Origin of the sequence: Dolichospermum sp. LEGE 00240, assembly GCF_015207875.1 — a bacterium.
GTDB lineage: Bacteria > Cyanobacteriota > Cyanobacteriia > Cyanobacteriales > Nostocaceae > Dolichospermum > Dolichospermum gracile.
The window spans coordinates 1-26,107 of record NZ_JADEVZ010000072.1 but is presented as its reverse complement, the minus strand read 5'-3'; the positions used below and the strand labels follow the sequence as shown (position 1 = coordinate 26,107).

At 41.8% G+C, this 26,107-nt stretch carries 39 protein-coding genes; 5 read left to right on the top strand and 34 right to left on the bottom strand.

Annotated elements, in window-relative coordinates; translation table 11 throughout:
- Nucleotides 1-134: transposase (locus IQ226_RS19870; protein WP_193897896.1), on the top strand; the 134-nt coding region annotated here is incomplete at its 5' end.
- A 53-nt stretch (nt 135-187) separates the two neighbouring features.
- Here IQ226_RS19870 and IQ226_RS19865 read toward each other — a convergent pair.
- Both IQ226_RS19865 and IQ226_RS19860 read right to left on the bottom strand, forming a co-directional pair.
- Nucleotides 188-688: a 2TM domain-containing protein gene (locus IQ226_RS19865; RefSeq protein ID WP_193898214.1), complete on the bottom strand. Its 501-nt coding sequence runs from the start codon at nt 686-688 to the stop codon at nt 188-190.
- A gap of 480 nt (nt 689-1,168) precedes the next feature.
- Nucleotides 1,169-2,068, bottom strand: a complete 900-nt coding sequence (locus IQ226_RS19860; protein ID WP_193898212.1) for a M48 family metallopeptidase — start codon at nt 2,066-2,068, stop codon at nt 1,169-1,171.
- A 373-nt stretch (nt 2,069-2,441) separates the two neighbouring features.
- Here IQ226_RS19860 and IQ226_RS19855 point away from each other — a divergent pair, with 373 nt between their 5' ends.
- The gene (locus tag IQ226_RS19855; protein WP_193898210.1) at nt 2,442-3,026 is read left to right on the top strand and encodes a Uma2 family endonuclease; all 585 of its coding nucleotides are present in this window, start codon (nt 2,442-2,444) and stop codon (nt 3,024-3,026) included.
- Nucleotides 3,027-3,052: 26 nt separating this feature from the next.
- On the opposite strand, the gene IQ226_RS19850 is transcribed toward IQ226_RS19855, so the two are convergent.
- Entirely contained in the window at nt 3,053-3,283 is a 231-nt protein-coding gene (locus IQ226_RS19850; RefSeq protein ID WP_193898208.1) for an addiction module protein, read from the bottom strand.
- Between the two features lie 275 nt (nt 3,284-3,558).
- Here IQ226_RS19850 and IQ226_RS19845 point away from each other — a divergent pair, with 275 nt between their 5' ends.
- Both IQ226_RS19845 and IQ226_RS19840 read left to right on the top strand, forming a co-directional pair.
- Nucleotides 3,559-3,852: a hypothetical protein gene (locus IQ226_RS19845; protein WP_193898206.1), complete on the top strand. Its 294-nt coding sequence runs from the start codon at nt 3,559-3,561 to the stop codon at nt 3,850-3,852.
- Between the two features lie 80 nt (nt 3,853-3,932).
- The gene (locus tag IQ226_RS19840) at nt 3,933-6,821 is read left to right on the top strand and encodes a UvrD-helicase domain-containing protein (protein ID WP_193898204.1); all 2,889 of its coding nucleotides are present in this window, start codon (nt 3,933-3,935) and stop codon (nt 6,819-6,821) included.
- 91 nt (nt 6,822-6,912) lie between these two features.
- Here IQ226_RS19840 and prfA read toward each other — a convergent pair whose 3' ends face one another.
- The 31 genes from prfA to rplC all read right to left on the bottom strand — a co-directional run bounded on the left by prfA (nt 6,913) and on the right by rplC (nt 24,680).
- A complete protein-coding gene (gene prfA, locus IQ226_RS19835) occupies nt 6,913-8,013 on the bottom strand; it encodes a peptide chain release factor 1 (RefSeq protein ID WP_193898202.1) in 1,101 nt (366 codons plus the stop codon).
- 121 nt (nt 8,014-8,134) lie between these two features.
- Nucleotides 8,135-8,371: a 50S ribosomal protein L31 gene (gene rpmE, locus IQ226_RS19830; RefSeq protein WP_193898200.1), complete on the bottom strand. Its 237-nt coding sequence runs from the start codon at nt 8,369-8,371 to the stop codon at nt 8,135-8,137.
- Nucleotides 8,372-8,486: 115 nt separating this feature from the next.
- Complete coding sequence (gene rpsI / locus IQ226_RS19825; protein ID WP_039201058.1) at nt 8,487-8,903, bottom strand: 30S ribosomal protein S9; 417 nt, start codon at nt 8,901-8,903, stop codon at nt 8,487-8,489.
- Nucleotides 8,903-9,358: a 50S ribosomal protein L13 gene (rplM, locus tag IQ226_RS19820; protein ID WP_027402083.1), complete on the bottom strand. Its 456-nt coding sequence runs from the start codon at nt 9,356-9,358 to the stop codon at nt 8,903-8,905. The genes rpsI and rplM overlap by 1 nt, the downstream gene beginning before the upstream one ends.
- A gap of 48 nt (nt 9,359-9,406) precedes the next feature.
- Nucleotides 9,407-10,240, bottom strand: a complete 834-nt coding sequence (gene truA, locus IQ226_RS19815) for a tRNA pseudouridine(38-40) synthase TruA (RefSeq protein ID WP_193898198.1) — start codon at nt 10,238-10,240, stop codon at nt 9,407-9,409.
- 90 nt (nt 10,241-10,330) lie between these two features.
- Nucleotides 10,331-10,681, bottom strand: a complete 351-nt coding sequence (gene rplQ, locus IQ226_RS19810) for a 50S ribosomal protein L17 (protein ID WP_193898197.1) — start codon at nt 10,679-10,681, stop codon at nt 10,331-10,333.
- Nucleotides 10,682-10,720: 39 nt separating this feature from the next.
- Entirely contained in the window at nt 10,721-11,665 is a 945-nt protein-coding gene (locus IQ226_RS19805) for a DNA-directed RNA polymerase subunit alpha (RefSeq protein WP_193898194.1), read from the bottom strand.
- A 104-nt stretch (nt 11,666-11,769) separates the two neighbouring features.
- Nucleotides 11,770-12,165, bottom strand: coding sequence for a 30S ribosomal protein S11 (gene rpsK, locus IQ226_RS19800; protein ID WP_015079191.1), 396 nt, complete (start codon nt 12,163-12,165; stop codon nt 11,770-11,772).
- Between the two features lie 54 nt (nt 12,166-12,219).
- Complete coding sequence (gene rpsM / locus IQ226_RS19795) at nt 12,220-12,600, bottom strand: 30S ribosomal protein S13 (protein ID WP_096669278.1); 381 nt, start codon at nt 12,598-12,600, stop codon at nt 12,220-12,222.
- Between the two features lie 106 nt (nt 12,601-12,706).
- Nucleotides 12,707-12,820, bottom strand: a complete 114-nt coding sequence (rpmJ, locus tag IQ226_RS19790; protein WP_015079193.1) for a 50S ribosomal protein L36 — start codon at nt 12,818-12,820, stop codon at nt 12,707-12,709.
- Nucleotides 12,821-12,936: 116 nt separating this feature from the next.
- Nucleotides 12,937-13,161: a translation initiation factor IF-1 gene (infA, locus tag IQ226_RS19785; protein WP_006276978.1), complete on the bottom strand. Its 225-nt coding sequence runs from the start codon at nt 13,159-13,161 to the stop codon at nt 12,937-12,939.
- 204 nt (nt 13,162-13,365) lie between these two features.
- The gene (locus IQ226_RS19780) at nt 13,366-13,920 is read right to left on the bottom strand and encodes an adenylate kinase (RefSeq protein ID WP_193898192.1); all 555 of its coding nucleotides are present in this window, start codon (nt 13,918-13,920) and stop codon (nt 13,366-13,368) included.
- Nucleotides 13,920-15,233 carry a preprotein translocase subunit SecY gene (gene secY, locus IQ226_RS19775; protein ID WP_027402089.1) on the bottom strand — a complete coding sequence of 438 codons (1,314 nt, stop codon included), beginning with the start codon at nt 15,231-15,233 and terminating at the stop codon, nt 13,920-13,922. The genes IQ226_RS19780 and secY overlap by 1 nt, the downstream gene beginning before the upstream one ends.
- Nucleotides 15,234-15,362: 129 nt before the next feature.
- Nucleotides 15,363-15,806, bottom strand: a complete 444-nt coding sequence (gene rplO, locus IQ226_RS19770; protein WP_027402090.1) for a 50S ribosomal protein L15 — start codon at nt 15,804-15,806, stop codon at nt 15,363-15,365.
- Between the two features lie 64 nt (nt 15,807-15,870).
- The gene (gene rpsE / locus IQ226_RS19765; RefSeq protein ID WP_027402091.1) at nt 15,871-16,395 is read right to left on the bottom strand and encodes a 30S ribosomal protein S5; all 525 of its coding nucleotides are present in this window, start codon (nt 16,393-16,395) and stop codon (nt 15,871-15,873) included.
- Nucleotides 16,396-16,464: 69 nt separating this feature from the next.
- Nucleotides 16,465-16,827, bottom strand: a complete 363-nt coding sequence (rplR, locus tag IQ226_RS19760; protein ID WP_193898189.1) for a 50S ribosomal protein L18 — start codon at nt 16,825-16,827, stop codon at nt 16,465-16,467.
- A 2-nt stretch (nt 16,828-16,829) separates the two neighbouring features.
- On the bottom strand, nt 16,830-17,378 hold the full coding sequence (rplF, locus tag IQ226_RS19755) for a 50S ribosomal protein L6 (protein ID WP_193898187.1): 549 nt from the start codon (nt 17,376-17,378) through the stop codon (nt 16,830-16,832).
- Between the two features lie 80 nt (nt 17,379-17,458).
- The gene (gene rpsH / locus IQ226_RS19750) at nt 17,459-17,860 is read right to left on the bottom strand and encodes a 30S ribosomal protein S8 (RefSeq protein ID WP_027402094.1); all 402 of its coding nucleotides are present in this window, start codon (nt 17,858-17,860) and stop codon (nt 17,459-17,461) included.
- A 20-nt stretch (nt 17,861-17,880) separates the two neighbouring features.
- The gene (gene rplE / locus IQ226_RS19745) at nt 17,881-18,429 is read right to left on the bottom strand and encodes a 50S ribosomal protein L5 (protein WP_193898185.1); all 549 of its coding nucleotides are present in this window, start codon (nt 18,427-18,429) and stop codon (nt 17,881-17,883) included.
- A 104-nt stretch (nt 18,430-18,533) separates the two neighbouring features.
- Nucleotides 18,534-18,884 carry a 50S ribosomal protein L24 gene (rplX, locus tag IQ226_RS19740; protein ID WP_213711412.1) on the bottom strand — a complete coding sequence of 117 codons (351 nt, stop codon included), beginning with the start codon at nt 18,882-18,884 and terminating at the stop codon, nt 18,534-18,536.
- Nucleotides 18,884-19,252: a 50S ribosomal protein L14 gene (gene rplN / locus IQ226_RS19735; protein WP_096669290.1), complete on the bottom strand. Its 369-nt coding sequence runs from the start codon at nt 19,250-19,252 to the stop codon at nt 18,884-18,886. Before rplN ends, rplX begins: the two co-directional genes overlap by 1 nt.
- A 46-nt stretch (nt 19,253-19,298) precedes the next feature.
- The gene (gene rpsQ, locus IQ226_RS19730; protein WP_096669292.1) at nt 19,299-19,547 is read right to left on the bottom strand and encodes a 30S ribosomal protein S17; all 249 of its coding nucleotides are present in this window, start codon (nt 19,545-19,547) and stop codon (nt 19,299-19,301) included.
- A gap of 6 nt (nt 19,548-19,553) precedes the next feature.
- Nucleotides 19,554-19,781, bottom strand: a complete 228-nt coding sequence (gene rpmC, locus IQ226_RS19725; RefSeq protein ID WP_027402099.1) for a 50S ribosomal protein L29 — start codon at nt 19,779-19,781, stop codon at nt 19,554-19,556.
- Between the two features lie 3 nt (nt 19,782-19,784).
- Nucleotides 19,785-20,210 carry a 50S ribosomal protein L16 gene (rplP, locus tag IQ226_RS19720; protein ID WP_193898183.1) on the bottom strand — a complete coding sequence of 142 codons (426 nt, stop codon included), beginning with the start codon at nt 20,208-20,210 and terminating at the stop codon, nt 19,785-19,787.
- Nucleotides 20,211-20,272: 62 nt separating this feature from the next.
- Nucleotides 20,273-21,058, bottom strand: a complete 786-nt coding sequence (gene rpsC, locus IQ226_RS19715; RefSeq protein ID WP_168634929.1) for a 30S ribosomal protein S3 — start codon at nt 21,056-21,058, stop codon at nt 20,273-20,275.
- Between the two features lie 57 nt (nt 21,059-21,115).
- Nucleotides 21,116-21,475, bottom strand: coding sequence for a 50S ribosomal protein L22 (gene rplV / locus IQ226_RS19710; protein WP_039204355.1), 360 nt, complete (start codon nt 21,473-21,475; stop codon nt 21,116-21,118).
- Between the two features lie 95 nt (nt 21,476-21,570).
- Nucleotides 21,571-21,849: a 30S ribosomal protein S19 gene (rpsS, locus tag IQ226_RS19705; protein ID WP_027402103.1), complete on the bottom strand. Its 279-nt coding sequence runs from the start codon at nt 21,847-21,849 to the stop codon at nt 21,571-21,573.
- Between the two features lie 146 nt (nt 21,850-21,995).
- Nucleotides 21,996-22,859, bottom strand: coding sequence for a 50S ribosomal protein L2 (gene rplB, locus IQ226_RS19700; protein ID WP_027402104.1), 864 nt, complete (start codon nt 22,857-22,859; stop codon nt 21,996-21,998).
- Between the two features lie 137 nt (nt 22,860-22,996).
- The gene (locus tag IQ226_RS19695) at nt 22,997-23,314 is read right to left on the bottom strand and encodes a 50S ribosomal protein L23 (RefSeq protein WP_027402105.1); all 318 of its coding nucleotides are present in this window, start codon (nt 23,312-23,314) and stop codon (nt 22,997-22,999) included.
- Nucleotides 23,307-23,939, bottom strand: a complete 633-nt coding sequence (gene rplD, locus IQ226_RS19690; RefSeq protein ID WP_193898181.1) for a 50S ribosomal protein L4 — start codon at nt 23,937-23,939, stop codon at nt 23,307-23,309. The genes IQ226_RS19695 and rplD overlap by 8 nt, the downstream gene beginning before the upstream one ends.
- A 102-nt stretch (nt 23,940-24,041) precedes the next feature.
- On the bottom strand, nt 24,042-24,680 hold the full coding sequence (rplC, locus tag IQ226_RS19685) for a 50S ribosomal protein L3 (RefSeq protein ID WP_193898216.1): 639 nt from the start codon (nt 24,678-24,680) through the stop codon (nt 24,042-24,044).
- A gap of 872 nt (nt 24,681-25,552) precedes the next feature.
- On the opposite strand from rplC, the gene IQ226_RS19680 reads away from it, so the two are divergent.
- Nucleotides 25,553-26,029: an NAD(P)H-quinone oxidoreductase subunit N gene (locus IQ226_RS19680; RefSeq protein WP_193898179.1), complete on the top strand. Its 477-nt coding sequence runs from the start codon at nt 25,553-25,555 to the stop codon at nt 26,027-26,029.
- Nucleotides 26,030-26,107 lie beyond the last annotated feature (78 nt).

Below are 26,107 nucleotides of genomic sequence, written 5' to 3'. Positions count from 1 at the left end.
GGGTTGTGGAACGTACTTTTGGCTGGCTGATGGGTTGTCGTCGGTTAGTCAGAGACTACGAGTTATTACCTGAAACCTCTGAGACTTTTATCTATCTAGCTATGATCCGTATCATGCTCAGGCGATTAGCATAAATTTTGACTCCTCAAAACTTTTCAAACATCCTCTAACTCAGTTAAGATCAGGCTTAAGGGCTAAATACCTTAAACCACTTATTTAGAACTGTATTGATTGTTTGTTTAATTTGATGGTTACGATTCCATCTTTGAAAGGCGATTTCGTAATCTTCACCTTTGGTTTGAAAGGTATTCCAAATATCTAAGGATATTGCCAATCCGCAAGCTAGTAAGATATAAAGTGACCAGGAAAGACCGCCACTAATTAAATTCATACCCAGGAAAAAAATATTGATGATTGCGTAATTGCCTAAACGCTTTTTAAATTTACTTTGGCGATAAAGATTAAAAGCTTGACGCTGTTCAACTTCGTTTTGTTTACCTAACCAATCCCGTTCCGCTTGTTGGAGGATATCGGGTGATATTTGTAACTCTGTGGCAATTTCCACTATCTGCTGATAGGAAAATTCCTGATCATTATCGTCTACTTGACGGGCGATCGCTAATTGCAGAATTTGCTGTACATCCTCTTGGCTGTAGGAACGCAGGCTGTTAGGGTGAAACGTTGTCATAATTGTTGCTCAAATAATAGTTTTAATAGAAAAATGCACTACCATCAGCAATACAGCACTTTCTAATGTTATGAGGTACAGTTTTTTATCCCCAAACCCTTAGGGGCGCAGGGCTTGCGCCCTTCATTGTATTTCATTAGAGCGAAAATTGCTGTATTTACACCACTTCTAGATTAGCAAATATAAATCAATCTGGTGTTCAATTAGTTATGGTTGGGAAAAATATCTATGGTGGTTATTAGCAGTCCGATGAGAAGAGGGCGCAGACCCTGCGCCCCTACGGATTTTCAATCAGTATGATAAATTGGGCATTTTTGGCACTGAAGCCCAGGAAGTCGAAGCAGAGGGTGGCTAGGGTTTCAGGGGCGATGTTGCTGATGTTGATTTTGACAGTGGGGGGTGTGTTCAGGGCTATTTTTATATGTATTGATTGATGCAAGAGGTAACTTATGGATGTTGAAGAGTTGCTCAAAAATCAAATTACCAAGAAGTCAAAAAATTCCATCCTTCTTTTTCGTCTCCTTCCTCTTTTCCTTTTGGAGTATTGACATTTTCTCCTTGCAGTACATGATTGTATTCTCCAGAATCAACCCATTTTAACAATTCACCAGTCCGCATTACTAACCAAGAAAGACTAGATTCTGAATAACTTAATATTTTCGTAACTTGATCTAGACTATCAACACTATTAGAGGCAAATTCACGGGATTGAATCAGGAAATCTTCGATCACATCAGGAGTTAAATACTCTTCTGGTAAACCTGCCAGTTTCATCAGTGCGGTAGTGGCAATATCAATATCTTGACAAGCTAATAACCCAGCCCGATCTGCGGTGAACTTTGCCATCATTACCCAATTATATAATGCCAATTCTACACCACTAGCTATCAATCCTCCTAAGCCTAATGTGGTACTGCTTAACCACATTTTCAACGCCGGCATGACAATTGATATTTGATGATAAATCATATGTTGACTTTTAATTCGAGCAATTTCGTATCCAAAAATAAACAGTAATTCATCATAATTCAACCATTCCATTGCTTCAATATTGATACCAATAATAGGTTTTTCTACGCCAATAATATAGGTTTGAATATGCCCTGTCCCTCGAAACAAATACAATTCAGGAATAGTTGTCACATCAAGAATTTGGCAAGCTTCTAGCAATGGTTGATATAGTTGGGGAAAATTCCGGGGTGTGACTCTGATTTCACTAGCAATACTTTGTAATCTCAGTAAACGATCAATACCATATTCGTTGACTTTTTTGAGCAAAGGAGAGATACCGGGCATACTTTGTAAAGAAGCTAAAGCTTTGCGATCAAATGGGTGTTCGTAAGTTTGTGAACTAAGTCCAGTTAATATTTTTTTTGTCATGGGTAGTAATTTTAATTAGAGGTTGTTTGAAAAGTATTATATCAAACCCGTAATCTCCAAAAACCTAACCCCCCTACCCCCATTCCCTGCAAGGGAATGGGGGTTTTAAAACCTCTCCCCTGCAAGGGGAGAGGTTTGGAGAGGGGTCAGTCTATACATTCAAAACTTTTCAAACATCCTCTTAGACCACTACTCCAGACAACTTCCATCATCATCTCCGGGAGGTAAATTCACGAGTTCGTTAATTAGCAAGTTACCAGATGAATCAATTTTTCCTTTGAGTTTCTATGCTTGCATAACGTTTTTCATGAGACTCTGTTTTTATATTATCTGGCGTTGAGCAAAATTCAATCTCTAAATTTGGGTTTAAATTATGATAACTACACTCATTGAACGAGAAGCAGAACCAATTTTAATTAGCGACTTAACCTGGAGAGAATTTAAAGCTGTTGATCAGCTAATTGATCGTCCAGGGTTAAGGTTGTCTTTTTTAGATGGAGTCTTGGAGATTCGGAAAATGCCAGAGAAAAAACACGAAACTATCAAAGAACGTATTGGGGCTTTACTAGAAATTTATTTAGAATTTTTGGAATTAGATTTTACTCCTACTGGTTCTGTTACCCTGAAAAATGAATTTGAAAAGGTGAAAAAAGAAGGCGATAAATCTTACGAATTAGGAGCAAATAGAAAACGTCCTGATTTAGTAATTGAGGTGGTTGTTAGTAGTGGAGGAATTGACAAACTGGAAGCATACAAACGGTTACAAATTCCTGAAGTTTGGTTTTGGATGAATGATGAATTATTGTTTTATAGTTTAGGAAATGAGGGATATGAAGCTGTTAGTAAATCGCAACTTTTACCGAGTTTAGATGTAGATTTATTGATGCGTTGTGTTAATATAGAAAATCATGCTCAAGCACTGCGGGAATTTAGATCAGGGATAAAAATAACAGGATAGGATAAAAATTGTAGAAACTTCTACTTTCATTTTTCTAAAATTTGTCTGATTTGAGCTAAAGCTATTTCTCCAGAAATTGGCTCAACCATAAGATTACGAATTTCATCCCGGCGTTTTTTAGCTTCTGTGTTCCAACTCTTTTGGATATTTTCATCAATATCAGATTCTAGACTTTCAATTAGTTTTTCTACTAAAAATACTCGGCTAGAACTGGGTAAAGACAAGGCTTCGTAAATTAATTCTTCAACTGATAGCATAATTATTTATATTCCCTGTAAATTGAATTGAGAATAGGAACAAACAAGGACTTTATTCACAAACTATTTTATCATTCTTTCTGTGGAAATGTCAGATTGACGATGACAGCGTTTCTACATTATCTGGTTTTGACTAAATTGCATCGTGTATTTCTCTAGTGCAACCGTTTTATTTCAAACACCTTCTATCAACCAGTAAAAATTTTACCAGAAAGTTGACTTAGACTTAATAGGTGTGTACTATGGATTAGTCTGTATATTTCATAGGTGAGTATATGTCTCGTGTATTAGAAGCAGTAATAAATACTCTTGATAGTTTAATAAAGGAAGAAGGTTCTCTTTTTCACCGCTTAACTGTTGCGTCTAAGAGCATGGAGACTATTTGCGCTGAGTTAAATATTCCAAAAATCAGGGAATCTACTCCAGAAGACATAAGAGAACAGGTTAAAAAAGTTGCACAACTTTTCAACAGTTTAGATCCAGCGACCGATCAGGATAAACTTGAAGAAGTAGTTGATGAGATAATATTTTTATATGATCTTTCCAAGAAACAACAAAATATTAACTAAAAAAATATAATTTTAGGTATCATAGGTAATATTTAAAGCTATTTTTTAGCAAGATAGCTTATTTTTATTTGGGGTCGCTTATGGATAGCAGTTCACAGATTGATACTGTTCAAAAGTTTGCAGAGGTTATTGGTGATAATGATGACCTCTGGAGTCTTTTAATTGAAAGAGAAGTGAGTCGCTTTGATAGCAATCTTGGATATGAGCATATAATCGCAAAAGGACGTATCATTGATGATGTAACATTTAGTAACAAGGGAAAAGTGATTGAAATCAAACATTTAAAGTCTTCTCATTTATTAGTGATAGTAGATTATGGAGTAGGCTTAATGTTTCATTATGATAAAAAACAATTTATCAGAAAATTTAATCATATTGAACCCTCTATAATATTTGACCAAGGTAAGAAACTATCTTTACTACAAAACATAAAGATTGAACGCTCTATAATATTTGACCAAGGTAAAAAACTATCTTTACTACAAAATATAAAAGACGAATTTGAAAATAACTTTCTTAATGCCGACAACTTTTATCAACTTCATTGTACTGAATACATATCTTTTCAAGAATATAAATCTGAAAAATCAAAGTACATACAAAATTGGGTGAAAACAAATTTAAACTTCTCTCATGACCTTGAACAAGCGGCAGCAATTGGCACTATTGAAAATCATATACAAGTAATAGCTAGGGCTGGTAGTGGTAAAACATCAACCTTAGTCCACCGAGCAATATTTTTACGGAAACATTGTGGTATTGCACCAGGGGAAATGTTGCTTTTAGCCTTCAATCGCAAAGCAGCAGAAGAAATACGAGAACGTCTAAAGTTACAATTACAAAATTCTGTTCCCCATGCAATGACTTTCCATGCCTTAGCTTATGCCTTAGTTCATCCCGAAAATATTCTTTTTGATGAACCAGATGGAGAACAGAACCAAAGCCGCGCTTTACAGATTGTAATTGATGATTACTTACGCGACACAATATTTTATGCAAAAATACGCGATTTGATGATGGCAGCATTTCATGAAGACTGGGAGCGCATAATTTCAGGTGGGTATGATAAAACTCCAGAAGAAATCCTTCGTTATCGTCGCTCATTACCAAGAGAAGGAATTGATGGTAACTACTATAAATCTTTTGGTGAAAAACTAATTGCTAACTTTTTATTTGAACATAATATTAAATACAAATATGAGCGTAACTTTTGGTGGAATGGCATAAATTACCGTCCTGATTTTACAATATTGACTGGAGAAAAACAGGGAATAGTTATTGAATATTTTGGACTAGAAGGAGATCCAGATTATGATGATATGTCCCATGAAAAGCGAGAGTATTGGGCAAATCGTCCCAACTGGCAGTTAATAGCATTATCACCAAGACCTCTTAAAGATCAAGGAGCAGAAGTTTTTTGTGAATTACTCAAGGATAAGTTAGAAAATTTAGGTATTCAATGTAACCGACTGAGTGAAGAAACAATTTGGTCAAGGATAAAAGATAGATCAATAGATAGATTTACGACAGTAGTAAAAGGATTTATTCAACGATGCCGTAAACTTTCTTTAACTTCAGAAGAGTTAAGAAAAATTATTTCTAAACACGAATGTGTGAGTAAGATTGAAGAACAATTTTTGAATTTAGCATATAGATTTTATAAATCCTATTTAAGATGTCTTGAGGATAGAGGTGAAGAAGATTTTGATGGACTAATGCAAAAAGCTGTAGAGGTACTTGCATCAGGACAAACTATATTTCGCCGTAGATTAGGAACTGGTGATTTAAAAAGTCTCAGATACATCATGATTGATGAATATCAAGACTTTTCGGAACTATTCTATAATCTAATAGAAGCCATCAGAAAGCAAAATCCTCAAGCACTATTTTTCTGCGTTGGTGATGACTGGCAAGCAATTAATGGTTTCGCTGGTTCTGACCTCCGATTTTATCAGGATTTTCACCAATTCTTCCAGCCATCACATAAATTAAATATAGCTACAAATTACCGTTCAGCTATTTCTATTGTTGATATTGGTAATAAGTTAATGCAAGGTTTGGGTACTCCTGCTCGCGCTGATAAAACCATGCCAGGAATAGTAAATATTGCTGATATGTCTAGCTTTGAAGCAACTCCCACAGAGCAAGAAAATTATCCTGGAGACAATATAACACCTGCTATTTTACGTCTAATTAACAAGACTGTTAAAGAAGGTAAAAAAGTAGTATTACTCAGTCGAAAAAATAGTTTACTTTGGTATGTGAATTATAAAAATCAAAAGAGTAAATATAAAAATGGTACACTTGATAGTTTTTTAGAATTAGTGCATTCATACCTTCCTGAAGAATCAAGAAAATTAGTAACTATATCAACTGCACACAAATATAAAGGTCTTCAAAAAGATGTAGTTATAATACTTGATGCTATTCCTCGTTGTTATCCCTTGATACATCCTGATTTAATGTTTACCCGTGTCTTTGGTGATAGCATTGAGTCTGTAGTAAATGAAGAAAGACGTTTATTTTATGTGGCTTTAACTCGTGCAGTTGAAACTTTATTTATTATCACAGAAAGTAAAAATTCATCACCTTTTCTTGACGAATTAAACAGCAGAACAAAAATTTCTGTATTAAATTGGTCAGATTATCAAACTTTTATTGGTGTGGGGACTATACGGTATATTACTGTGAAAGTTGGCAATCAGGATGGTAAAGGTAGCAACGGTACTATTGCAATTAAAGACCTGCTCAAACCTGAAGGCTATGTTTGGAAACCAGAGGTTTGGCCTGCTTGGTGTCGCACCTATCCAGCAGAAGGTTTTTCAGTTCAACAATATTTTAATAACACCAATTGGATTTCTCAAGCTGTAGGAATTGAAGTACAGTTTTGTGACGATGGGGAAAATAAATCAGAAGTTTATCGTGTAAATCAAGGTCAATACTACTTGGTTAATGAAAATGAGGAGTAAAAGCAATCAATGCCTTCCATTCCCATAAGAAAACCGCCTGTAAGTGCAAAAAATAACAACAAGCGGTTTTCTAAGATATTTATGAGGTAAATTAGCTACTAGAACCAGAAGCGGCTAATTCTGCTAACCGTTCTTGTTGATCTTGCGATATACAAGATTGAATCACCGTCTCTATATCACCTTCCAAAACAGGGTTAAGGGTAAAATTTTGACCTAAACGATGGTCAGTCACCCGGCTATCTTTATAATTGTAAGTACGAATTTTTTCCGAACGAGAACCCGTACCCACTTGCGATCGCCGCATGGAAGTTACAGCCTCCTGTTGTTCTCGCAATTTCAACTCATACAACTTAGCCCGGAGGATTTGCATCGCCCGTTCTTTATTCTGCAACTGACTTCGTTCTTCAGTACAGAAAATCCGAATCCCAGTGGGTTTGTGGAACAAATCAGCCGCAGTTTCCACCTTATTCACGTTTTGTCCACCCGCACCACCAGAACGCGCCGTACTCATTTCAATATCTTTCGGGTCAATGTGGATTTCCACTTCATCCACTTCTGGCATAATCGCTATAGTCGCCGTCGAAGTGTGAACCCTTCCTCCCGATTCCGTTGCTGGTACGCGCTGAACACGATGTACACCAGACTCAAACTTCAACTTACTATAAACACTATCACCTTGAATTTCTAGAATTACCTCTTTAAACCCGCCCATTTCTCCCAAGGATTCGCTAACCAGCTTCACCCTCCAACCTTGGGTATCAGCATAACGCGAATACATTCGTAGTAAATCTCCCGCCCAGATACTAGCTTCATCACCACCAGTACCAGCGCGAATTTCTAACATAATGTTTTTATCATCATTGGGGTCACGGGGTAGCAGCAATACCTTTAAGCGACTTTCCAAATATTCTAGCTTTTCCTCTAGTTCACTAACTTCCAAAGCTGCCATTTGTTGCAACTCAAGATCACTATTAGATTCTTTGAGGATCTGACGCGCCCCTACCAATTCATCCTGGGCTGTTTTCCAAGTTTCATAGGTATTAACGACCTCTTCCAAAGAAGAACGAGACTTAGCAATTTTTTGATACTCATCAGGATTACTAGCGGTATCAGGATCGGCTAAACGGCGTGTTAATTCATGAAAAGTTTGTTCAACAGATTTAAGTTTCTCCAGTAAGTATGATTCTGCCATGATGACTATAAATGCTCCTAAAAAATAACAAGTTGGCTCAAGCATTAAATGACAAGCGACCCAGCACTATGCAGGGTCGTCTGTGGCTTCCGCCACACTATCAACAGCTACAGCCAACCAGCTACTTTTGATTATCGTCGCCAGTTTGAGTGCTGGACATACCATATTTACGCAAGAAGCGTTCTACACGACCTTCAGTATCAATCATTTTCTGAGTACCAGTGTAGAAGGGGTGATTTCCAGACCAAACATCTACGTGGAGTTCGGGCTTAGTAGCACCAATGGTCATAACAACTTGACCATTACAGTAGACCTTAGCATCTGGATACCATGTGGGATGAATATCAGGTTTAGCCATTGTTTTTTGTGGGGAATCTATAATAAATTGGGACTGGGGATTGGGGATTGGGGACTGGGGACTGGGTAAAAGTTTTTCCTTCTGAACTCCTGACTCCTGACTCCTGACTCCTATCTTAACGTTTCGAGTATTGAGGTGCTTTACGAGCTTTGTGTAAACCGTATTTCTTCCGTTCTTTAGCTCGTGGGTCACGAGTTAAATAGCCTTCAGTTTTCAAAGGTGAACGGTTATCTGGGTCAAGTTGACATAAAGCACGAGCAACTCCTAAACGAATAGAATCTGCTTGTCCGGTTAAGCCACCACCTTCAGCTTTCACCACGATGTCATACTCGCTTTCCAATCCCAATGTTTCCAAAGGTGCTTTAATCGCGCCTAAGTAGTTAGGATTGAATTGGAAATACAAATCTCCATCTTTACCGTTAACAGTCATTTTCCCTTCACCGGGAACTAGACGAACTCTAGCGACAGAGGCTTTCCGACGACCAGTACCCCAATAAACAGCACGTCCGCTAGTAATTTCTGCTACCTGCATTAGTTTTCTCCAGGAATTGTACTAATTGTGATTTCTTTGGGTTGTTGTGCTGCATGAGGATGAGTTGGGCCTGCATACACTTTCAGTTTGGTAAATAACTGTTTACCCAAACTATTTTTAGGTAACATACCTTTAATAGCGTGTTCGAGAATTCTTTCTGGTAATCGCTGTTGTAACTTAGCGAAAGTTTCGGTTTTCATACCACCGGGACGACCAGAATGGCGACGATAAAGCTTTTGAGTGCGCTTCTTACCTGTAACTGCCACTTTCTCAGCATTGATAATAATGACAAAATCCCCGGTATCTAAATGGGGAGTATATTCAGCTTTTCTTTTACCTCTGAGGATCATAGCGACTTCACTCGCTAGACGACCCAGACGTTTATCTGTCGCGTCTACTAAGTACCAATCACGCTCAAGAGATGCTTGAGGGGGAAGGTAGGTTTTACTACTCATTTTTTGTCCTTTGTCAGTTGTCAGTTGTCAGTTGTCAGTTGTCAGTTGTCATAATTCATGACCCATGACTAGGTATGGTTGGGTGTCATACCAAATTTTTGGCGGAAAGGGAAAATCGGGATAACCGACTCTCAACAAGCATAACCCGTGAGCAGGTGCAGAATATTTCACTTCTTCCCGGCGTTCCTGTTGCCAGATATCAGTGAAGTCATCTAGAGTCCGCTGACCAGAACCTACTTGTACTACCATTCCTATCAACAGCCGCACCATGCCATATAAAAATCCATCAGCCTGAATTTCAATATGGATAAATGATCCACTCCGACGACATTCTACTGCTTGCACTTCTACCCAGGAATGCGATCGCGCTGACCCAGCCCGTTCAAAAGCAGATAAATGGTGTTTTCCCAGCAGTGGTTTTAAGGCAGACCTAATTAAGGCTTCATCTAAAGGGGCATAATAATAATGCCAACTGAAAGGCTGCGCGAATAAATTCGGTAACTCTTCAGTGTAGATAGTGTAGCGATATCGTCGGTAAATCGCGCTAAAACGAGCGTGCCAACTTTCACTTACACTGGCTGATGCCCTAATTAATACACCTGGGGGCAAGTAGCCATTGAGAACCTTTGCCCACCTGTGAGCAGGAATGAAACTTGCGGCTTGAAAATGAGCTACTTGAGCGGCAGCATGGACTCCAGAATCAGTTCGACCTGCTCCGTGGAGTGTCACATGATACCCTAGAACAGTTGCGATCGCTGTTTCTATCTCTTCTTGAACAGTTCGCTGTCCTTTTTGTCTTTGCCAGCCGTGAAAATGAGTACCTATATACTGAATGACTAAGGCTACTCGCTGAGTCTGATTTTGCTGGCGGCTTTCTAACATAGTTGTTTGTCAGTTGTCAGTTGTCAGTTGTCAATTGTCAGTTGTTTTCTTTACTACTGACCAATGACCAATGACTAATAACTAATAACTTTAAACTAGTTCAATAATCGCCATTTCCGCATGATCACCGCGACGGGGGACGGTATGCAAAATGCGAGTATAACCACCTTGACGGTTAGCATATCGAGTCGGAGCTTGCTCGAATAGGGCATGAACCAGGCTTGTGTCGTAGATATAGCCTAGTGCTTTTCGACGAGATGCTAAAGATCCATCTTTAGCCAGGGTAATCATTTTATCTACTTCACTGCGGACAACTTTAGCTCTGATTAAAGTTGTAGTAATTCGACCATGACGTACCAATTCTGTTGTCAAAGCTCTGAGAAGAGCTTTACGTTGATCCGCTGGTTTACTAAGTTTTTTGACTCGGCAACGATGACGCATAACAATGCACTAATGAAGTTTCATTTATGGGGTTTTGATTTAGCTAGGCTTAGAGCTTCTTTCTTGAGGTAAAGTAATACCTAGGCGACGCTGTAAAGCTTCCACTACTTCTTCCGCTGACTTTTGACCAAAGTTTTTGATTTCTAAAAGGTCTTCTTGGGTGTAATCCAATAAGTCAGCTACGGAATTTACTTGGGCGCGTTTTAGACAGTTATAAGCTCTCACAGATAACTGCAATTCTTCAATGGGAATTTGCGCGGTTGGGTCATCCGGCATATCCGAACTTGTGTCTGTTGGTTCTAAGGAGATATCTTTTAATGGGTTAAATAAATCTACCAAAATTCCAGCAGCAGATGATAGTGCTTCTTGAGGAGAAATACTACCATTAGTCCATACTTCCAAAAGAAGTCGATCTTTCAAAGAGCCATCGCCACGGGCTTCTTCAACACTATAGTTGACCTTTCGCACGGGCATAAACACTGAGTCAATTTGCAGAAAATCCAAAGATGTGGCTTCTTCTCTGCCTCGTTCTACAGTCCGGTAGCCTTTGCCTCGCTCAATCCGAAATTCCATTTCCAGTTTTCCGCCTTCAGCAATGGTGGCAATATACTGGGTCGGGTCAATCACTTCTACTTCACTAGGTAAATCGAAATGTGCCACAGTAACTGTTGCTGGTCCATGCACGAGTAAACGACCAATTTGGGGCTGGGAAGAATAACTCTTGAGAATGACATCCTTCATTCGCATGAGGATTTCCAGTACGTCTTCCCTTACCCCTGGAACTGTTGCAAACTCATGACTAACTTCAGCAATTCTCACTGCTGTCACTGATGTCCCTTCTAAGTTAGAAAGTAAAACCCGCCGCAATGCGTTGCCAACAGTGGTCCCTTGACCGCGCTCTAGGGGTTCTAGAACGAACTTACTGTAATAGCTCCGACTTTCCTCTGCATTAGACTCTACACATTCAATTTGAAACTGCGCCACGGAGTAGCCTCCCTCACTTCGTAAAGTCAAAAGTCAAAAGTCAAAAGTCAAAAGTCAACAGTCAACAGTCAAAAGTTGACAGTTAACTGTTAGATGAGAAAAGTTTAAACTCGACGGCGCTTGGGTGGACGGCAACCGTTGTGGGGAATTGGGGTAATATCCCGAATGAGTGTAATTTCTAATCCTGCACCTTGAAGCGCCCGAATTGCGGTTTCTCTACCTGCACCAGGTCCACTCACCATAACTTCGATTTGCCGCATTCCTTGGTCTGTGGCTCGTCTAGCCGCGCTTTCCGCAGCGGTTTGTGCGGCAAAGGGTGTTCCCTTTTTTGCCCCTTTAAATCCACTAGAACCAGCACTTGCCCAGGAGATCACATCTCCATTTTGATCGGTAATCGTGACAATGCTATTGTTGAAGGTAGACTGAATGTAGGCAACCCCATTGGGTACGTTCCGTTTCTGCTTTTTGCTCCCGGATTTTTTTGTTGGTTGTCTGGCCATATTTCTTTAGTGAATTTAAGGTACAACTTGCTAATTGCAGCAAGTTTAGAAAAATTATTTGCCAGGGGCTTTCTTCTTACCAGCCACTGTCTGTCTTCTACCACGTCTGGTTCTAGCGTTGGTACGGGTTCTTTGTCCACGCACTGGTAAGCCCATGCGGTGTCTCCGACCTCTGTAACAGCCAATATCAACTAAACGCTTGATATTTAGTCCTTCTAAACGGCGTAAATCTCCTTCAACTTGGTAGTTGCTTTCGATTTCTCCTCTGAGGGCTGCTACATCAGCATCGGACAGGTCTTTGACGCGGGTATCGGGGTTAACACCGGTCGCTGCGAGAATTTGATGTGATCTAGTTAAGCCAATTCCGTAAATGTATGTTAGACCGATTTCGACACGCTTATCGCGTGGAAGGTCTACGCCGGAAATCCGTGCCACAATGAATCTCTCCCTATTGTTTTCGTAGTTGCAGTTAGCAAAGTGCGGTAGTTTTCTTTTGTCCGATTAATTGTCGCGGATTTAACTTTGCTTTGATAGATAGCTTCTATCCTTGGCGTTGCTTGTGTTTGGGATTTTCACAAATCACCATGACGCGACCGCGACGCTTGATCACGCTGCACTTTTCACAAATTTTCTTAACTGAGGCTCTGACTTTCATGCCTTTTAAATTTGACTCCAAATAGTAAATTATAGCATTTCTAGAAGAAATATTTCAGTTATGGAACTAGAAAAAGACCAGTTGATTTATGTATGGTAAGATTCTCTGTTATTGATTTATTTCTTCCGCAGACGATAGGTGATTCTACCTTTGGTTAAGTCGTAGGGTGTTAATTCAACTTTGACGCGATCGCCAGGTAAAATCTTGATGTAATTACGGCGAATTTTCCCAGAAATGTGTGCTAGGACATTAAAGCCGTTATCTAAGTCAACACGAAACATTGCATTAGGCAACGATTCGGTGACAGTCCCTTCCATTTCGATTAGATCTTGCTTAGACAAGTTTTTTCCTCAACTCAACAATCTCCTATTGTCCTTGTATCATGGGCATCAAGAACACAATTAGAGAAAATATCAACAGTTTATTAATATATCTTAGCTAAAATTGACTTGCGCCCGCCGTGGAAGATAGGGGCGAGGTAATAAAGGCAAAGGAAAATTTGGTTTTTTCTTACTGCCGACATAGACCGCTACCCCTGAGTTTCTTTAAGCAGCTATGATATCTTTCAAATGAGTAAAAACTTCTTCTTGGGACTGATTACCGTTGACTGTGAGGAGTTTTTGGCGATCTGTAAAATAGTTAATTAAGGGTGCAGTTTCATCGCGGTAAACTTCCAAGCGCCGACGAATCACTTCTTCAGTATCATCTTTTCGTCCACGTCCTAGTAACCGGGTAATGACAGCTTCATCTGGGGCATCCAGATTGATGACCTTTTCACCACCCTGTCCTAGACTTGTCAGTAATTCTGCCAGAAACTCTGCCTGTGTAACTTTACGAGGAAAGCCGTCTAAAATCCAACCTGTTTTAGCATCTGGTTGTTGCAGACGTTCCTTAACCATATCTTCTACTAATGTGTCGGGGACTAATTCGCCTTTATCCATAAAACTTTGGGCTTGCATTCCCAAATTTGTTTTGTCTTGAATAGCTTGACGTAAAATGTCACCTGTAGAAATATGGGGAATCCCTAAAAATTCAGCCAAAGTTTTAGCTTGAGTTCCCTTACCAGCACCCGGTGGTCCCAAGAGGATTAATCGCGTCACTATTGTTTCACCATTCCTTCATAACGCTGAGAGATAACGTAAGTTTGGATTTGTTTAGCCGTATCAATTGCCACACCAACCAAAATCAACAAAGATGTTGCCCCCAAGCCCTTAAAGGTGGGAACTTTCAAAGCACTTTCTACGGCTGTAGGAATAATTGCCACCAAGCCTAAAAAGATAGCCCCTAAAAAAGTGAGGCGATTTGTTACCTTTTCGATATACTCACTGGTAGCTTTTCCAGGACGAATACCGGGGATACTAGAACCCATTTTTTTCAAATTCTGAGCCACATCTACTGGGTTGAGAATCAACGAAGAATAGAAGTAACTGAAGAAAACAATGGAAGTTAAGTAAACGAGGGCATATACCCAAGGTGCAGAACCACCAGGACTTAAATAGGTATTAACAATGTTTGCTAATTCGGGATTTTTAGTGAAATTTGCGACTAAAAGTGGCAAACTGAGGATTGCGGCTGCGAAAATAATTGGCATTACCCCGCCAGAATTAAGCCGTAAGGGCAAATAACTCCGCTGTTCTGCTAAAACCCTTCTGCCTACCTGACGACGGGCGGAAATAATAGGGATGCGACGCATTCCTTCCTGGACGAACACAATACCCACGATTGTGAACATAAAAACTAGTACCAGGACAATGACGCGCCCAACAATTTCCCTGCCACCAACCTGTACCAAGTCAATGGTATCGCCTAGAGATTTGGGTAAAGAAGCCACAATGTTGACAAAAATCAACAAAGATGCACCATTACCGATACCCCGTTCAGTAATCAGTTCTGATGCCCACATAACGAACATTGAACCAGCAGTTAGAGCGATCGCAGTTTCTGCGACAAATATTGGACCTGGGTTGAGAGCAAATTGTTGGAGGAATAATGCCGAAAACGCCACACTTTGAATAATTGCCCAAACTACAGTTACATAGCGGGTAATTTGTGATATTTTCCGCCGGCCTGCTTCCCCTTCGTTTTTCTGTAAATTTTCTAAAGATGGCAGAGCCGCAGTGAGCAATTGGATGATAATGGAGGCATTAATAAAGGGCAAAATCCCCAAAGCAAAGATCCCCAAAGTAGAGAGTCCCCGGCCGGAGAATATATCCAATAAACCGAAGATGGAATTGTTGCCAGATATAGCCTCAGCAAACTTAGGTCTATCAATTCCTGGAACAGGCAAAAATATCCCCAGGCGAACCAAAATTAAAATACCGACAGTGACAAGCAGCCTACCTCTCAGTCCGGCTGCTTGCGCCATCTGCATAAAAGTTTCTTGAGCCGTTGGGGCTTTGTCTCGACTGATCATAGAGTTTTACCTTTCAAGTCCTAACTATGATTTACGTGATTTATATGATGAAGATGATTAAGGTATCTTGTGAACAATAACCTCTTCCCCCCAATCACGAGGTTATCGGCAGTCCTTACCCCTCATCTTTTATACAGTTTCACAACTTCCACCGGCAGCTTCAATTTTGATTCGAGCTTGGCCTGTGAAAGCAGCAGCTTTTACCTGAAGAGGAACATTCAATTCCCCATTACCCAAAATTTTCAATTCACCTTTAACAGTGGTTAAGATACCTGCCGCTTTCAAGGATTCCAATGTTACTTCTGAGTTAGCAGGTAAGTTAGCTAACTTCTCTACATTAATCGTAGTGTATATTCTCCGGTTAATGAGGGGAAAGCCCTTGAGTTTAGGTATCCGGCGGTACAATGGCTGTTGACCACCTTCAAAACCTGGTCTTGTGCCACTACCAGAACGGGATTTTTGACCCCGCATCCCTAGACCAGCACTAGCACCCTGTCCAGCAGAAATACCTCTACCTACACGCTTACGGCGTTTTTTAGAGCCTTTTTGGGGCTTAACATCATTAAGTCTCATTTTGGTTTGTGATTTTAGATTTTAGATTTTGGATTTTAGATTGAGAATCTGATACAAAGAGTGACTAAATATAGAGTTTCTCAATGGCGATACCGCGATCTTCAGCAACTTCACTTAATGTCCGCAGGGTAGATAGAGCGTTAACTGCGGCTCTGGCGTTGTTCAAAGGGTTATTTGAACCTAGTTGTTTAGCAAGGATGTTACGTATTCCTGCTAACTCTAATACAGTCCGTACAGCACCCCCAGCAATTACCCCTGTACCTGGTGCGGCTGGACGCATCATCACTTTAGCTCCGCCACCGATGCCATCAATGGGGTGAGGAATGGAATTAGATTTGGTGATAGGAATGTCAATTAGATGTTTTTTGCCATCAGCGACACCTTTTTTAACTGCACCAATTACATCTGATGCCTTACCAACTCCAACTCCGACTTGTCCACGTTCATTACCGACGACGACAATGGCACGAAAGCTAAGTTTTTTACCACCTTTGACGACTTTACTCACCCGGCGAATTTGAATAACTCGCTCTTGCCAGGTGGTTTCTTCTTTTTTTGTACGGCTTGCTTTACGACGACCGGTTACCATAATCAATGCTCTCTTTTAGTTGTCAGTTGTCAGTTGTCAGTTGTCAGTTGCTACTGACTACTGACGGACTTAGAAATCTAGACCAGCTTCGCGTGCCGCCTCAGCCAGTGCTTTAATGCGACCATGATAGAGGTTGCCACCCCGGTCAAAAACGACTTTAGTGATGCCTTTTTCTAGGGCGCGTACAGCTACCAATTTACCAACCTGTACTGATGCGTCACAGTTAGCACCAGAAGCTATGTTAGATTTTAATTCTGGTTCTACGGTTGATGCGGCAACTATAGTTTCTTGCTTGGTATCATCAATTACTTGAGCATAAATATGCTCATTGGATCGAAATATAGCCAAGCGTGGACGTTCGGTCGAACCGTTAACTTTGCCACGAACGCGGCGATGACGACGTTGTTTTGACTCTTTGCGTGTAAGTTTCATGTTTACTTCTTACCACCCTTACCAGTCTTACCAGCTTTGCGTCTGACCACTTCACCTGCATAGCGAATACCTTTGCCTTTGTAAGGTTCAGGCGGACGGACTGCACGAATTTTAGCTGCTGTGTTACCGACAATTTCTTTGTCATAGCCGCTAACTATGACATTAGTAGTACCTTCTACAGCAAATTGAATTCCTTCCGGTGGTTCAATTTGCACTTTATGGCTAAAGCCCATATTTAAGATGAGGTTACGGCCTTCAAGTTGGGCGCGATAACCAACCCCTTGGATTTCTAAGCGACGTTGAAAACCCTGGGATACTCCCTCCACCATATTGGCCACCAAGGTGCGGCTCAGACCGTGCATTTGTCTGGAGGTGCGGGTTTCATCACGACGAGTAACTAGCAATGTTTCTCCATCTAAGGAGAGTATGACATTGTTAGGTAGTTGACGGGAAAGTTCACCTTTAGGACCTTTAACCACTACTTTGACACCATCAATCGCCACTTGCACTTTGGCGGGAATGGTAATTGGACGTTTACCAATACGAGACATGATTTTTTGTTCTTTGTCAGTTGTTTTTTGTCAGTTGTCAGTTGTTCGTTGTTTTGCCACTGACCAATGACCAATGACGACTACCAAACGTGGCAAAGCACTTCACCGCCTAGATTTTGGCGGCGTGCTTCGCGGTCAGTCATAATCCCACTGGATGTAGAAATAATGGCAATACCGATACCGCCTAGCACTCTTGGTAATTCTTTTCTGTTGGAGTAAACACGCAAACCTGGTTTACTCACTCGTTTTAGGGCAGTGATTAGGGGTTGGCGATTTTTACCTTTGTATTTCAGGGAAATAACCAGGTTCCGCTTAATTCCTTCTCCTGCTTCTTCAACTTCCGCAATGAAGCCTTCTTCTCGCAGTACCTTGGCAATACTACGAGTCATCTTTGTAGCTGGTACTTGCGTAGTTTGATGCCTTGCCATATTGGCATTGCGGATGCGCGTCAGCATATCTGCAATTGTGTCGTTAGCCGCCATCGTTCCCTCTTTAGATGAACTTATTGATCGCGAAAGGGCATTCCCATTTCCTTAAGTAAGGCGCGGCCCTCTTCGTCGGTTTTTGCCGTGGTGATAATAGAAATATCTAAACCCCGGACTTGATCGATTTTGTCATATTCCACTTCTGGAAAAATTAGCTGTTCGCGCACGCCCAGAGTGTAGTTACCACGGCCGTCAAAGCTTTTGGAGCTGACACCGCGAAAGTCTCTGATTCTGGGTAGTGTCAGGTTAATCAGACGATCTAAGAAGGCGTACATCCGTTCGCCTCTGAGTGTCACCATAATCCCGACGGGCATACCTTGACGAATTTTAAAGCCGGCGATCGCTTTCTTGGCCCGTGTTACCACAGGTTTTTGTCCAGTAATCAGGGCTATTTCGCTGATGGATGCCTCTAGTGATTTAGCGTTTTGAGCAGCTTCTCCCAAACCTCTGTTGATAGTTACCTTAATCACCTTCGGCACTTGATGCACGTTGGTATATTGAAACTGGTTAATCAATTTGGGAGTAATTGTCTCTTGATATACGGTTTTGAGTCGTGTGATGGCCATAGTGTTTGTCCTGTTATTCCCTGGTCTTGGTCAGGGAAAGTTCTTTGTCAGTTGTCAGTTGTCAATTGTCAGTTGTTTTTTTACTAATGACTAATGACTAATAACTATTTATCAAGAATCTCACCTGTTTTTTTGAGCATTCTCACTTTCTTGCCTTCGGCGGTGAAAGTGTAGCAGACGCGACTAGCAACGTTTTGCTTGGTGGAATAGAGCATCACATTGGAGCTATGAATGGGGTACTCCTGGGTGACTATTTGCCCTGATTCGCCTTCCTGCTGGGGTTTGACGTGCTTGGTTTTAAAGTTGACACCCTTGACAAGAACTTTGCTCAGTTGTGGCAGTGCTTTAATCACTTCCCCAACTTTACCTTTATCTTTGCCAGCGATGACTTGCACGGTATCACCAGTTTTGACGTGCATTTTATGAAAAACTTTGGGTTGTGGGCGCTTTGCCATTACAGCACCTCCGGAGCCAGAGAAACAATTTTAGTAAAGTTTTTGTCGCGCAGTTCTCGAGCTACGGGTCCAAATACCCGTGTACCTCTAGGATTACCTTCTTTGTTGATAATCACTGCGGCATTATCGTCGAAGCGGATAGCCATTCCACTATCACGAGTAATAGCTTTACGGGTCCGCACAATTACGGCTTCCACAACATCAGACTTTTTGACAGCCATGTTAGGTGAAGACTCTTTGACAACGGCGATAATTCTATCGCCTACGCCACCATAACGGCGGTTACCTGCACCTAATACGCGGATGCACATTAGTTTTTTAGCACCGCTATTATCTGCGACATTCAGATAAGATTGGGGTTGAATCACAACTGGTCTCTCTTTTGGGGTCGTTGTAAGTTAATACAACTGTTTACTATGTAGCTTTGGTGTTCAGAATTTCTGTAACTTGCCAACGCTTGGTTTTGCTCAAGGGTCTGGTTTCTTGAATCCGCACGCGATCGCCTGTTTTACAGGTATTCTCTTCGTCGTGAACTTTATAGCGGCGGGTTTGAACTACGATTTTGCCGTACTTGGGGTGAGGAGCGCGGTTTTCTATGGCTACTACCACAGTTTTTTGCATTTTATCGCTCACTACCAAGCCAACTCGTTCTTTAACTGCCATAATTTCCTACTTTTGCTCTTGGTCTGAAAGACTTGCCGCCCGTTTCCGTTCTCCTTCTACTGTTAGCAGTTGGGAAAGGCGATGGCGTGCGTGTTTGAACTGGTGAGGCTTTTCTAGTTGTCTTGTGGCTTTTTGCAAGCGCAACTGGAACAATTGTCTTTTCACGGCGACAATTTCCTCGGCCAGTCTTTCGTCATTTAATTCTCTAGCTTCCGCAATCTTGGGAAGAGGCATAACCTACTCCTGCTCCTGTGGTTGAGAGCGCACAATAAATTTGGTCTTAATTGGTAACTTAGCGTCAGCCAATCGCATTGCTTCGCGGGCAATTTCTTCAGCAACGCCGTCAATTTCAAACATGATCCGGCCTGGTTTGACTACGGCTACCCAAAACTCCGGGTTACCTTTACCAGAACCCATCCGGGTTTCAGCAGGACGCATGGTGATTGGTTTATCAGGGAAAATCCGAATCCAGATTTTACCACCCCGGCGAATATACCGAGTCATTGCCCGACGGGAAGACTCGATTTGCCGTGAGGTAATCCAAGATGGTTCTTGGGCTTGGAGTCCAAAATCCCCAAAGTTGAGGGTACTGCCACGGCTGGCAAGACCTTCCATGCGTCCGCGTTGTTGTTTGCGGAATTTAGTTCTTCTAGGACTTAACATGATTAGTCATTAGTCGTTGGTCATTAGTCGTTGGTCATTAGCCATTAGTTATGGACTAGTGACTAGGATTCATTGGAGCGGTCTTCAAACTGTTGACGACGACGTTGTTGTTGTCGGCGACGGGGTTCGCGTTCACGGTCACGATCGCCACGGTCACGGTCACGTTCTCTGGCGGGTTGAGCAGGAGCTTGTTCCTGACCAGGAATAATTTCTCCTTTAAATACCCAAACTTTAATGCCGAGAATCCCGTAAATTGTCTTGGCTGTGCAGCCAGAATAGTCAATGTCAGCGCGTAAGGTGTGGAGAGGAACTCGACCTTCACGAGTCCACTCAGAGCGGGCAATTTCTGCACCGTTGAGCCGACCACCGACTTGAACTTTGATTCCTTGGACACCTGCTCTTTGAGCGCGTTGAATTGCTTGACGCACAACTCGGCGGAAGGAAACCCGACGTTCTAATTGTTGAGCAATGTATTCGGCAATCAGGTAAGCATCCGCATCAACTCGTTGGACTTCAACAACGTTAATGCGAATTTGGCGATTACCACCCAAAGCTCCTTGTAGTCCAAGACGTAATGATTCAATACCCTGACCACCCCGACCTACAACCACACCTGGTCTAGCAGTCCGTACTTCTAGGTCAATCTGATCCGCTTTGCGCTCGATTCTCACTTCGGAAATACCGGCGTTATTTTGAGCGTATCTACCTAGTTTTTGTTCGATGTATTGGCGGAGTTTGTAGTCTTCCTGTAGAAGTTCTGGATAACGGTCAGGTTCTGCAAACCAACGGGATTGGTGTTCTTGAGTTATACCCAGTCGAAAGCCGACTGGATGAATTTTCTGTCCCACAAAAGCTTCCTCTAAAATTTCTTACTGTACGCAATTTTTTTGTGCCTGTATGCCTGTTTACTCAGCAGTAGCGCCGGCGGAAACAGCAACAGTGATATGACACGTTGGTTTGCGAATTTGGTAAGCTCGACCTTGCGCTCTGGGTTGAAACCGTTTTAGCACAGGTCCTTGGTCAGCATAGGCTTGACTAATCACCAAACTGGCTCTGTCCAAACCAGCATTATGCTCTGCGTTGGCTGCGGCACTTCTGAGAACCTTTAAGATGGGTTCACAAGCACCATAGGGCATAAATTCGAGAATGATTAGTGCTTCTCTGTATGAACGCCCGCGGATTTGATCAAGTACACGGCGCACTTTATAGGGAGAAATGCGTATGTAACGGGCGATCGCCTTAACTTCAGTAGTGTCAGTTGCCATTTTCATAACTTACTCTATGTGTGTCAGTTGTCTATTGTCAGCGGTTGTCAGTTGCAAGAGGACTAAATGACCACTGACTACTGACTAATTAATGACTATCTCCCTGATTTTTTGTCACTTTTGCCATGACCTCTGTAGGTACGGGTAGGAGCAAATTCTCCTAACTTATGTCCTACCATTTGTTCATTGACAAATACGGGAACGTGCTGCCGTCCATTATGAACAGCGATAGTATGACCTACCATCAAGGGCAAAATGGTCGAAGCTCTCGACCAAGTTTTAACCACTTGTTTTTCATCTTTTGCGTTTAACTTCTCAATTTTCTTGAGCAGATGGTCAGCAACAAAAGGACCTTTTTTTAAAGAACGACCCATAGTTCAATTTTGGATTTTGGATTTTGGATTTTGAATTTCTTAATTTTGGATTTTGGATAATTAAGCTGTCTTAATATTAGGCTTCAAAAACTTTGAACGCTTAAGAATAGACTTAATCTAAAATCCAAAATTTAAAATCTAAAATTCTAAGACTGACGGCCACCACGACCCCGTTTAGATGATTTGCGGCGACGACGAATGATCAACTTAGTGCTGGCTTTCTTGCGTTTGCGTGTCTTCGCCCCTAACGTAGGTTTACCCCAAGGTGTTACAGGACCGGATCTACCGATAGGCGCTCTACCTTCACCACCACCATGTGGGTGATCCACTGGGTTCATGGCACTACCTCTAACCTTGGGACGACGGCCTTTCCAGCGATTCCGTCCAGCTTTACCAGCACTGAGGTTTCTTGCGTCTGTATTACCTACTTGTCCAATGGTGGCGTAGCAATCACGCCGAATCAACCGGACTTCACCGGAAGGTAACTTCAATGTCACATAGTTGCCTTCTTTTGCCACAACTTGTGCTACTGCACCAGCAGCACGGACAATTTGACCACCTTTACCTGGGGTCATTTCGACGTTGTGAACACCAGTACCCAAGGGAATATTCGATAAAGGTAAGGCATTACCATCTTCGATGGGCGACTCAGGGCCAGCAATGATCTTTGTGCCTACAGTCATGCCATTGGGCTGCAAGATGTAACGTTTTTCGCCATCTTCATACAACAACAAAGCGATCCGCGCATTCCGGTTAGGATCGTATTCAATGGCTGTAACTGTAGCTGGGATATTCCGCTTATCTCGCTTAAAGTCAATAATGCGGTAAAGTTGTTTGTGTCCGCCACCCCGACGACGGCTGGTTATCCGCCCTTGATTGTTCCGACCTTTGGGACGATGAACTGATTCAGTTAATGATTTTTCTGGCTCAGTTTTCGTAATTTCGGCAAAGTCAGAGATGATTACTTGGCGAGTACTGGGGGTATAAGGGCGATAAGAACGAGTACCCATAGTTCAGTTTTGGAGTTTTGATTTTTGATTTTGGAGTCAGAATTTTTTGATTTTAATTTCCGATTTTTAATTGTTGTTTGGCATTTTCTTGATTTATTAGCCCAATCTCAAATCTAAAAATTCAAAATCTCAAATTTTTAGACTTCTGGGAAGAGAACTTTTCTGATTTTTTCTTCGTCCCCAGGAGCAACAGTGACAATAGCCCGCTTGTATTGGGGTTTGTATCCAATAAATCTACCTACCCGTTTTTGTTTGCGGGGTGGGTTAGCGGTATTGATTTTGACGACCTTAACTGCAAATAGGTCTTCAATTGCGGCTCTAATTTGTGGTTTGGTGGCTTTAGGAATTACTTCAAATGTGTATTTGTTTTGTTCCATGAGCATGGTCGCTTTTTCGGTGAGAATGGGGCGACGCACTAAATCGGGTAGATCACGGGTGGCAACTACTTTAGGCACTGTAGACCTCCTGGATCTTCTCTAGGGTTGATGATGTGACGATAATTTTGTCAGCATGGAGCAAATCGTAAACGTTTAACTGGTCAGCAGGAATCAGTTTTAAGTTTTCGATGTTCCGGGCTGATAAAAGCACGTTTTCTGGGATTTCAGACAAAATCAATAGTGCTTTTTGTTCTGGTGCAGCGCCCCATCTAGCTAATGCTGCTACGAGATCCTTGGTTTTAGGACGCTGTAATTCATTGCTAAATTCTTCAACAACAATTAGATCGTCAGCACGACTAATAAAGGCTGTTCGCAATGCCAATCGGCGTTCCTTGCGGTTCATTTTTAGGTCAAAATCTCTGGGTTTTGGTCCAAAGATCACACCGCCTCCACGCCACAATGGTGAACGGATAGAACCAGCCCGGGCGCGACCTGTGCCTTTTTGCCGCCAAGGTTTACGACCACCACCACGAACTTCTGCACGAGTTTTGGTGCTGGCAGTTCCCTGGCGAGAATTGGTCATTTGTCTGACTAGGGCGCGGTGTACGATATGCGCCGCTGTTGTTTCTTTGGCAACTCGTAAGTCGAAGTTTGTTTCTCCAACTTGCTCTCCTTGCCAATTTTTAATTACACTCTGTACCATCTTTGTGTCCTTTGTCAGTTGTCAGTTGTCTTTTGTCAGTTGTCTTTTGTCAGTTGTCTTTTTTTGCTCCTAACTAATGACTACTAACCAATGACTAAATGACTATTTTTTACCAACTATAGTTGCAGGAACGACGCTGACTAAGGCTCCTGGTTTGCCAGGAATAGCTCCTTTAATCAGGATTAAGTTGCGTTCTGCATCTACTCGTACTACTGTCAATTTGCGAATTGTGACACGAGTACCGCCTAAACGTCCTGCCATCCTTTTCCCGGGATAAACACGACCTGGGGTTGTACCAGCACCGATAGAACCTGGCGCTCTATGGTTTTTGGAACCGTGTGACATGGGACCGCGACCAAAGTTGTTCCGCTTTTGGTTGCCGGCAAAACCGCGACCAATACTCGTACCAACTACATCTACGATTTCACCTGCACTAAAAATATCTGCTTTAATTTCTTGACCTAAAGCATAATCACCAGCGCTATCGGTGCGATATTCACTCAGATGACGGACTGCTGGAGCGGATGATTTAGCCAAATGTCCCAACAGTGGTTTGTTCAGTGCCTTGGGTTTGACTTCGCCATAACCAACTTGAATGGCAGAGTAACCGTCGGTCTGTTTCGTTTTAACTTGCGTAACGGTGCATGGACCGGCTTTGACGACGGTAACAGGAATGGAGACTCCTGCTTCATCAAAGATTTGGGTCATGCCCAGTTTGGTGCCGAGAATACCTACAGACACAGTTACTGGTTCTCCTTTCGTTTTATTTTTTTGGGCTAAACCTGGAAGTCGAATGGGGACTGGTTTTGCTACTGTCGCTTGAGTGTAAACTTTACCTCTAAAATTTGGACTGGCGTTAGACAGTGCAAATTCTTGGCGACGCAACAGTTTTTGTCCCTTTTGTTTTAGTGAATTTGTTTATTTTCACTTACTCAATCACAATAACAGGAATAACTGCCTACTCTATTGAGAAGGGATTACTTCTGGAATTCAATGCGAGGCTTGATGGCTTTGCGCTGTGTGCAGCAATGCTTTCGTCCAAGCAGTTGCTTTGGCACTCTACCGTTGTAGCCGGACTTAAGTGGTTATTGACCCTCAGTATCCTTTTCCTCAGTCCTAACATCATGCCATGAAACCAACATTATTGCTGAGGAACTACTTATTTTCATGCCCTAAACTACTGTTTAAGGTTTTGCCTAATTTTTTTTAGGATTTACGGGAGTGATTTGGTGTGGGAGCTTAAATATGACTTTGGCTCTTTATTTGACCTGAAAGCTTTTTTAGTTTAGCAGTCTCTTATGAAGTGAGCCAGTTTTATTCTTTTGGGGAAACTAACTAGAAACTCAGATGCTAGGACTAACTAGGAAGTCTAAATAAGAAAGATGGCTATCTAATTATACTATTCGGTCACAATCTAATAATATAAACTATTCTTTAATTTTTGTCTAGTGTTTTTTTGCTTTGTTATGGGATGCTGAGATGTGGGTAGGGAAAATCACCCATGTTCCGGCTGTGAATTTTCAAAATTGTTGAAAATATGCAGGTTCATTTAACTTAATCTACCACTAGAGAGTGAATAATAGAGATATCTAAGTGGGATAGGAAGAAAATATATGGCACTAATTACCACTGGCAACGGTTTCATCCGCAATTTGGAGAAATTTGGGGCGTTGGGTGTTTATGTTCCTCTGGAAGGGGGCTATGAAGGTCGGTATCTGCGCCGATTACGGGCGGCTGGCTATGTTGGCCTCCATATTACTGCAAGAGGACTGGGTGATGTGGCTGCGTATCTGACGCAAGTTCATGGTGTCAGACCACCACATTTAGGCAAAAGAAGCAATAGTAGTGGTGCGGCTGTGGGTGATGTATATTATTTACCACCAATGATCAGTTCCCATTTGGCACAATTACCTCCTAAGTCGAAGGGGTTGGTGTTGTGGATTATGGAGGGATATATTCTTTCTGATCAGGAAGTTGAGTATTTGATGGATTTGCCTAAGTTAGAACCAAGGGTTAAAGTGGTAATTGAGAGAGGTGGCGATCGCACTTTCCGCTGGACACCTTTGGAAAAGACACTGTTAGCTAGTTAGGTAAATTACCAGGGTGAAGAAGCCCAGAGTAACACCAGGGTGGGGAAACCCCATTAGGGTGGGGAAACCCCATTAGGG

Coding starts and splice junctions, on each gene's coding strand:
- rpsK (WP_015079191.1), bottom strand. CDS start 12,165: ATGGCCAGACAACCAACAAAAAAATCCGGGAGCAAAAAGCAGAAACGG.
- truA (WP_193898198.1), bottom strand. CDS start 10,240: ATGTTAGAAAGCCGCCAGCAAAATCAGACTCAGCGAGTAGCCTTAGTC.
- rplV (WP_039204355.1), bottom strand. CDS start 21,475: ATGGCAACTGACACTACTGAAGTTAAGGCGATCGCCCGTTACATACGC.
- rpmC (WP_027402099.1), bottom strand. CDS start 19,781: ATGCCTCTTCCCAAGATTGCGGAAGCTAGAGAATTAAATGACGAAAGA.
- rplE (WP_193898185.1), bottom strand. CDS start 18,429: ATGGCCATCACACGACTCAAAACCGTATATCAAGAGACAATTACTCCC.
- rplM (WP_027402083.1), bottom strand. CDS start 9,358: ATGAGTAGTAAAACCTACCTTCCCCCTCAAGCATCTCTTGAGCGTGAT.
- rpsI (WP_039201058.1), bottom strand. CDS start 8,903: ATGCAGGTAGCAGAAATTACTAGCGGACGTGCTGTTTATTGGGGTACT.
- rpsH (WP_027402094.1), bottom strand. CDS start 17,860: ATGGCGGCTAACGACACAATTGCAGATATGCTGACGCGCATCCGCAAT.
- rplF (WP_193898187.1), bottom strand. CDS start 17,378: ATGTCTCGTATTGGTAAACGTCCAATTACCATTCCCGCCAAAGTGCAA.
- IQ226_RS19860 (WP_193898212.1), bottom strand. CDS start 2,068: ATGACAAAAAAAATATTAACTGGACTTAGTTCACAAACTTACGAACAC.
- rpmJ (WP_015079193.1), bottom strand. CDS start 12,820: ATGAAAGTCAGAGCCTCAGTTAAGAAAATTTGTGAAAAGTGCAGCGTG.
- prfA (WP_193898202.1), bottom strand. CDS start 8,013: ATGGCAGAATCATACTTACTGGAGAAACTTAAATCTGTTGAACAAACT.
- secY (WP_027402089.1), bottom strand. CDS start 15,233: ATGATCAGTCGAGACAAAGCCCCAACGGCTCAAGAAACTTTTATGCAG.
- rplX (WP_213711412.1), bottom strand. CDS start 18,884: ATGGCAAAGCGCCCACAACCCAAAGTTTTTCATAAAATGCACGTCAAA.
- rpsS (WP_027402103.1), bottom strand. CDS start 21,849: ATGGGTCGTTCTTTAAAAAAAGGTCCTTTTGTTGCTGACCATCTGCTC.
- rplD (WP_193898181.1), bottom strand. CDS start 23,939: ATGGTACAGAGTGTAATTAAAAATTGGCAAGGAGAGCAAGTTGGAGAA.
- rpsE (WP_027402091.1), bottom strand. CDS start 16,395: ATGGTAACCGGTCGTCGTAAAGCAAGCCGTACAAAAAAAGAAGAAACC.
- IQ226_RS19840 (WP_193898204.1), top strand. CDS start 3,933: ATGGATAGCAGTTCACAGATTGATACTGTTCAAAAGTTTGCAGAGGTT.
- IQ226_RS19680 (WP_193898179.1), top strand. CDS start 25,553: ATGGCACTAATTACCACTGGCAACGGTTTCATCCGCAATTTGGAGAAA.
- IQ226_RS19845 (WP_193898206.1), top strand. CDS start 3,559: ATGTCTCGTGTATTAGAAGCAGTAATAAATACTCTTGATAGTTTAATA.
- IQ226_RS19850 (WP_193898208.1), bottom strand. CDS start 3,283: ATGCTATCAGTTGAAGAATTAATTTACGAAGCCTTGTCTTTACCCAGT.
- rplQ (WP_193898197.1), bottom strand. CDS start 10,681: ATGCGTCATCGTTGCCGAGTCAAAAAACTTAGTAAACCAGCGGATCAA.
- rplO (WP_027402090.1), bottom strand. CDS start 15,806: ATGAGACTTAATGATGTTAAGCCCCAAAAAGGCTCTAAAAAACGCCGT.
- rplB (WP_027402104.1), bottom strand. CDS start 22,859: ATGGGTACTCGTTCTTATCGCCCTTATACCCCCAGTACTCGCCAAGTA.
- rplP (WP_193898183.1), bottom strand. CDS start 20,210: ATGTTAAGTCCTAGAAGAACTAAATTCCGCAAACAACAACGCGGACGC.
- rpmE (WP_193898200.1), bottom strand. CDS start 8,371: ATGGCTAAACCTGATATTCATCCCACATGGTATCCAGATGCTAAGGTC.
- rplR (WP_193898189.1), bottom strand. CDS start 16,827: ATGAAACTTACACGCAAAGAGTCAAAACAACGTCGTCATCGCCGCGTT.
- rpsQ (WP_096669292.1), bottom strand. CDS start 19,547: ATGGCAGTTAAAGAACGAGTTGGCTTGGTAGTGAGCGATAAAATGCAA.
- IQ226_RS19855 (WP_193898210.1), top strand. CDS start 2,442: ATGATAACTACACTCATTGAACGAGAAGCAGAACCAATTTTAATTAGC.
- IQ226_RS19865 (WP_193898214.1), bottom strand. CDS start 688: ATGACAACGTTTCACCCTAACAGCCTGCGTTCCTACAGCCAAGAGGAT.